At 75.8% G+C, this 6,015-nt stretch carries 6 protein-coding genes; 5 read left to right on the top strand and 1 reads right to left on the bottom strand.

Annotated features, from left to right (window positions below; all coding sequences use genetic code 11):
- The 5 genes from PYV61_RS19680 to PYV61_RS19660 form a co-directional block, all read left to right on the top strand.
- Nucleotides 1-1,422, top strand: a 1,422-nt coding sequence (locus PYV61_RS19680) for an AAA family ATPase (RefSeq protein ID WP_275834802.1), incomplete at its 5' end; no start/stop codon positions are given.
- A gap of 17 nt (nucleotides 1,423-1,439) precedes the next feature.
- Nucleotides 1,440-2,435 carry a hypothetical protein gene (locus PYV61_RS19675; RefSeq protein WP_275834800.1) on the top strand — a complete coding sequence of 332 codons (996 nt, stop codon included), beginning with the start codon at nucleotides 1,440-1,442 and terminating at the stop codon, nucleotides 2,433-2,435.
- A 7-nt stretch (nucleotides 2,436-2,442) separates the two neighbouring features.
- Entirely contained in the window at nucleotides 2,443-3,207 is a 765-nt protein-coding gene (locus PYV61_RS19670) for a ribonuclease Z (RefSeq protein WP_275834798.1), read from the top strand.
- Between the two features lie 35 nt (nucleotides 3,208-3,242).
- Nucleotides 3,243-4,286, top strand: a complete 1,044-nt coding sequence (gene aroF, locus PYV61_RS19665) for a 3-deoxy-7-phosphoheptulonate synthase (RefSeq protein WP_275834796.1) — start codon at nucleotides 3,243-3,245, stop codon at nucleotides 4,284-4,286.
- Nucleotides 4,287-4,377: 91 nt separating this feature from the next.
- Nucleotides 4,378-5,070 carry an outer membrane lipoprotein carrier protein LolA gene (locus PYV61_RS19660; RefSeq protein ID WP_275834794.1) on the top strand — a complete coding sequence of 231 codons (693 nt, stop codon included), beginning with the start codon at nucleotides 4,378-4,380 and terminating at the stop codon, nucleotides 5,068-5,070.
- Nucleotides 5,071-5,094: 24 nt separating this feature from the next.
- On the opposite strand, the gene PYV61_RS19655 is transcribed toward PYV61_RS19660, so the two are convergent.
- Nucleotides 5,095-6,015 (bottom strand): DUF2520 domain-containing protein (locus tag PYV61_RS19655; protein WP_275834792.1); only part of this gene is annotated, 921 nt, incomplete at its 5' end.

Here is a 6,015-nt window from a genome sequence, read left to right as displayed (position 1 = left end):
AATCGTGGTCTCAACTCCTTGGCTCACAGAACGACATGGCTACGATCCGACTTGCAGCTCGCCGACCGGCTGGAGCGCCGCGTCGAGGAGCTGGCCGAGCGGGCGGGCGCGCGCGAGGCGCGGGCCGGCGAGGCGCTGGCGCAGGCCGAGGCGCGCGAGCAGTCGGCCGCCGACGCCCGCGGGGCGCTGGCCGAGAGCGAGCACCAGCTGGAGACGGCGCGCGAGGAGCGCACCGTCTGGCAGGTGGAGCAGGCGCAGGCGCAGGCGCGCCTGCAGGTCGCCATCGACCGCGAGCGCCGGCTGTCGCAGGAGATCCAGACGCAGGCGCAGCGGCTGGAGGCGCTGCAGCGCGAGCTGTCGACGCTCGCCAACGCCGACAGCCAGCTCGCCGAGCAGATGTCGGTGTGGGCGCTCGACCTCGACGCCAAGCGGCAGGCGCTGCACGACGTCGAGGAGCGGCTGGCCGACGCCGAGGAGGGGGTGCGGGCGGCCGACGCCGCGCTCCAGCAGGCGGACCAGGCGCTGGGCGAGGTGCGGCGCAGCAACGGGGCGCTGGCCGACGAGTTCCACACCGCGTCGCTGCGCCACACGCAGCTGGCCGGGCGGCGCGACGCGCTGCGCGAGCGGCTGGAGACCGAGTGGCGGCGCCCGCTCGACGACCTGCTGGCGTCGTTCGAGGCGGTGGACGTCGAGGCGGACACGCTGCGCACGGAGCTCGACGAGCTGCGCGGTCAGCTGGAGCAGCTGGGCGTGGTGAACCCGCTGGCGATCGACGAGCACGAGGAGGAGGTGCGGCGCCTCGACTTCCTCACCGGGCAGCGGAACGACCTGGCGCAGGCGCGGGCGTCGCTCCAGCAGGCGATCAAGGAGATCGACACGACGGCGCGCGAGCTGTTCCTGGCCACGTTCGCGCAGGCGCGCGAGAACTTCCGCCAGATCTTCATGACGCTGTTCGGCGGCGGCGAGTGCGACCTGCGCCTCGAGAACCCCGACGCGCCGCTCGACTGCGACATCGAGATCCACGCCAGCCCGCGCGGCAAGCGCACGCAGCGCATCCACCTGCTGTCGAGCGGCGAGCGCGCGCTGGTCGCGCTGTCGCTGCTGTTCGGCATCTTCCTCACGAAGCCCAGCCCGTTCTGCCTGCTGGACGAGGTGGACGCGCCGCTCGACGACCAGAACGTCGGGCGCTACGTGCGGATGCTGAACCAGTTCAAGACGAAGACGCAGTTCATCATCATCACGCACAACCCGCGCACGACCACCGAGGCGGCCGACGCGGTGTACGGCGTGACGATGCAGGAGCCGGGCGTCAGCTCGCTGGTGAGCGTGCGGCTGCGCGGCGGCCCGCAGGTCGACGCGGCGCCGGCGCCCGAGGGCGCGGACGCCGACGAGCCGGCCGGCGAGGAGGCGGCGGTCTCCTGAGGCGCGCGGCCGCGGCCGTGCTGCTCCTGGGCGCCGCGCGGCTCGCCGGCGCCCAGACGCAGGGCGTGCAGGTCAGCCCGCCGGCCGGCGGGGACACGCTGGCGTCGGTGACGCCGACGTTCGTCGTGCAGGCCGTCGGCACCGGCCCGGGGCCGCTGCGCTTCCGCTTCGAGCTGTCGGACTCGCCGGCGTTCGCGCAGGCGCTGCTCGACACGGCCATCACGACCAACGCGACGACGATCACCGTCCGCCCGACGCGCGCGCTGTCGGCCGGGACGCGCGTGTACTGGCGCGCGTCGGTGACCAACCCCGCCGGCTTCACGGCGACGTCGCCGGTGGGGCCGTCGCGCGTCGTGCCGCAGTGGATCCGCCCGCGCTCGCCCGTCGGCGTGGGCGCGGTGGTCTACGACCGCCGCCCGACGTTCGTCTGGTCGCGCCCGCAGGTCGACGACCCGCCGGGGCCGTGGCAGTACGAGTTCTCGGTGCTCAACAACGGGCAGCAGGTGCTGCGCGTGTCGACCACCGACACGACGTTCACGCCGCCCGAGCAGGCCGCGCTGGAGACGAACGCGCCGTACACGTGGAGCGTGACCGCGCGGCTCCGCAACGGGCAGAGCGAGAGCTTCACCACGGTGCCGTTCACGGTGCTCGACTCGTCGGTCGCGCCGACGGCGACGCTCGTCTACCAGAACTTCCCCAACCCGTTCCCCAGCGCGTCGCGCGCGGCGACGTGCATCTGGGTCGACATCGCGCAGCCGTCGCGCGTGTCGATGGAGATCTACACGCTGCGCGGCGTGCGGGTGCGGCGGCTGCTCCCGAACCCCGAGCTGGGCACGGAGCTCGGCGCGCGCCGCTACGGGCGCGAGGTGCCGGGGAGCGGCGCCGGCTGCGACCCGCGCTTCGAGTGGAACGGCACCGACGACCGCGGCGAGCGCGTGCCGGCCGGCGTCTACCTGCTGCGCTTCCGGGCCGAGGGGGTCGAGACGGTGAAGAAGATCGTCTTCCGCGGGTGAGGCAGGCGTGCGCCTGACGACCGTCGGCACGGGGACCGCGGCCCCCTCCCCCGCCCGCGTGCAGGCCGGGCACCTGGTCGAGGCCGGGGCCGTGCGCCTGCTGCTGGACTGCGGGAGCGGCGTCGTGCACCGCATGGCGGCGCTGGGGATCGACTGGCGCGCGATCACGCACGTCGCGATCACGCACTTCCACGCCGACCACGTGAGCGACCTGGCCACGCTGGCCGTCGCCTGGCGCCACGGGCAGCTCCCCCCGCGCGCGGAGCCGGTGACGGTCGTCGGGCCGGCGGGGACGCGCGCGCTGCTGGAGCGGCACGCGGCGGCGCTGTGGGACGACCTGCTGACGCCCGGCTACCCGGTGGAGGTGGTCGAGCTGGCGCCGGGGACGCCGCTCGCGCTCGGCGACGGCGTGACGCTGGGCAGCCGCCCCGTACCGCACACCGCCGAGAGTGTGGCATATTCCGTCGAGCACGGCGGGCGCCGCGTCGTCTACACCGGCGACACGGCGCCCGACGCGTCGCTCGGCGCGTGGGCGCGGGGGTGCGACCTGCTGCTCGCCGAGTGCTCGCTGCCGGCGGCGATGGCGGTGCCCTCGCACCTCACCCCCGAGCAGGTCGGGGAGCTCGCGGCGGCGGCGGACCCGGGGCGGCTGGTGCTCACGCACTTCTACCCCCCGGTGGAGCAGGTGGACGCGGCCGCGCTCGTGGCCGCGCGTTGGCCCGGCCCGACGACGCTCGCGCACGACGGCTGGAGCGCCGAGGTCGGGCCCTGAACGGGCCCGCAAGGGGCACTGAACGAGGAGTCGGCATGCTGGTGGTGATGCAGTCGGACGCGACGCAGGGGCAGATCGACGCCGTCTGCGACGCGATCCGCGACATGGGGTTCCAGCCGGTCCCGATGCCGGGCGCGCAGCGCACGGCGGTGGGGCTGATCGGCAACGACGGGCAGGTGGACGGCTCGCACATCAGCGGGATGGCCGGCGTCGGCCAGGTGCTGTACGTGTCCAAGCCGTACAAGCAGGTGTCGCGCGAGTGGCGCCCCGAGAACACCGTCGTCGAGATCGCCCCGGGCGTCGCCTTCGGGGGCGCGGCCGTCCCCGTCATCGCCGGCCCCTGCTCGGTCGAGAGCGAGGCGCAGATCCTCGCCAGCGCGCGCGCGGTGCGCGCCGCCGGCGCCAGCGCGCTGCGCGGCGGCGCGTTCAAGCCGCGCTCCTCGCCGTACTCGTTCCAGGGGATGGGGCTCGAGGGGCTCAAGCTCCTCGCCAAGGCGCGCGAGGAGACCGGGCTCGCCGTCGTCACCGAGGCGATGGACGAGGAGGGCGCGCACCTGGTCGCCGAGTGGGCCGACTGCGTGCAGATCGGCGCGCGCAACATGCAGAACTTCTCGCTGCTCAAGGTCGTCGGCCGCCTCGGCAAGCCGGTGCTGCTCAAGCGCGGGATGTCGGCGACGATCCAGGAGCTGCTGCTGGCGGCGGAGTACGTGCTGGCGGCCGGCAACCCGAACGTCATCCTGTGCGAGCGCGGCGTGCGCGGCTTCGACACGGCGACGCGCAACCTGTTCGACGTGTCGGCGATCCCGCTGGTGCACAAGCTGTCGCACCTGCCGATCGTCGCCGACCCGAGCCACGGCGTGGGCGTGCGCGAGCACGTGCCGTCGATGGCGCGCGCCGCGGTCGCGGCGGGGGCGGACGGGCTGATCATCGAGGTGCACCCGAACCCCGACCGCGCGATGTCCGACGGCGCGCAGACGCTGTTCGTCGAGCAGTTCGAGCGGCTGATGGGCGAGGTCGGGACGATCGCCGCGGCGATCGGGCGCTCGGTCGCCCCCGCCCCGCCCGCCCCCCAGCGCTGAGCCCGGCGGCCGGGAACGCCGCTTGCCCGGGGGGTACTACGAGGGGAGCGGCCGCGGCCGCTCCCCTCGCCCATTCCCGGAGACCGCATAGATGACCGACCGCTTCCGTCCGACCTTCGTCCTGCTCCCCGCGCTGGCCCTCGCCCTCCCGCCGGCCGCGCGCCGCCAGGAGCCGACGCCGGCGCAGGTGATCGACCGCGCGTCGAAGGCGTTCTCCGCGGCGCGCACGGTCAAGGCGGGCTTCGAGCAGACGCTGGTCAACCCCGCCACCGGGACCGAGAGCAAGGCCACGGGCGAGCTGGTGCTCCAGCAGCCGAACCGCGTCTCGGTGCGCTTCACGCAGCCCGCCGGCGACCGCGTGATCGGCGACGGGAGCTGGCTGTGGGTGTACCTGCCGAGCGCCGCGCCCAACCAGGTCATCAAGCTCCCCGCCAAGGGGAAGGGCGTGACCGGCGTCGACGCGCTGGGCGACCTGCTGACGCAGCCGCGCGCGCGCTACAACGTGGCCGGCGCCACCGCCGCGACCGTCGGCGGGCGCGCCACGCGCGTCGTCACGCTGACGCCAAAAAGCGACGGCCAGCCGATCGACCGGGCGCGCGTCTGGGTGGACGACGCCGACGCGTCGGTGCGCCAGGTCGAGCTGACCGACGCGAACGGGCTGGTGCGCACGCTGCGGATGACCAGCTGGACGCTCAACGCGAGCGTCCCCGCGTCGACGTTCAAGTTCGACGTCCCGGCCGGCGCGCGCGTCGTCGACCGCTCGACGCTCGTCGGCGGCCGCTGACACGCGGCCGCTGACGCGCGGCCGCTAGGACTCGAGCAGGATCTCCAGCAGGAGCGCCTCGACCTCGCGCAGCGCCTCGGCCGGCGTGCCGGCGGCGCGCGCGAGCGTCACCGCCTCGCGGGCCAGCGCGCGGTAGGCGGCGTCGGCGCCCGGGTCGTCGGCGATCGCGCCGAGGTGCCGGCGCACGGTCGTGTCGTCGCCGCGCACCACGGGGCCCGTGAGCGCGAGGGCGGCGTCGTCGCCGCGCGCCAGGTTCGCCGCGGCCGACGACAGCAGGTGGCGCACCGCCGGCCGCGCCTCGTCGGCATCCACCCCCGCACGCGCGAGCAGCCGCTCGGCGATCGCCGCCAGCACGATCGGGAAGTTGGAGGCGAACACCGCCGCCGCGTGGTAGCGCGCCTTCTGCCCGGCGGGGATCCCGAGCGCGTGCGCGCCCGGCAGCGGCGCCAGCGCGCGCGCGGCCGGCTGCGCCCCCGCGTCGCCGTCGACGCCGACCCACGCGCCGCGCAGCAGCCCGGGCGCCTGCCGCCACTCGGCGAGCGGCACCAGCGGATGGAAGGTGCCGCACGCGACGCCGAGCGCGCGCAGCGCCGCGAAGCCGCCCGGCTCCGCGCTCCCGCTGGCCTGCAGCACAGCCCCGCCGTCGGCGAGGGCGCCGGCACGCACCGCGTCGGCCACCTGCGCGAGCGCGACGTCGAGCGCGCGGTCCTGCACCGCCACCAGCACGACGGTCGCGCCGCCGAGCCGCGCCGGGAGCGCGCCCGCGGTGACCGACGGCAGCGGCGCGTCGGCGGGGAGCGGGCGGCGGCCGTGGATCCCGGGGAGCGTGCCCCCCGCGGCGGCGACGGCGTGCGAGACCCCGAGCCCGGCGCGGCCGGCGCCGAGGACGAAGACCCGCGGCGCCGGGGGGTCGCCCACGGGCGTCAGCGCTGCGCCGTGCGGGTC

The sequence above is a fragment of the Roseisolibacter sp. H3M3-2 genome (assembly GCF_029211165.1).
Taxonomy (GTDB): Bacteria; Gemmatimonadota; Gemmatimonadetes; order Gemmatimonadales; family Gemmatimonadaceae; genus Roseisolibacter.
The sequence above is the reverse complement of the archived record's forward strand: the minus strand, read 5'-3'. Positions and strand labels throughout refer to the sequence as shown.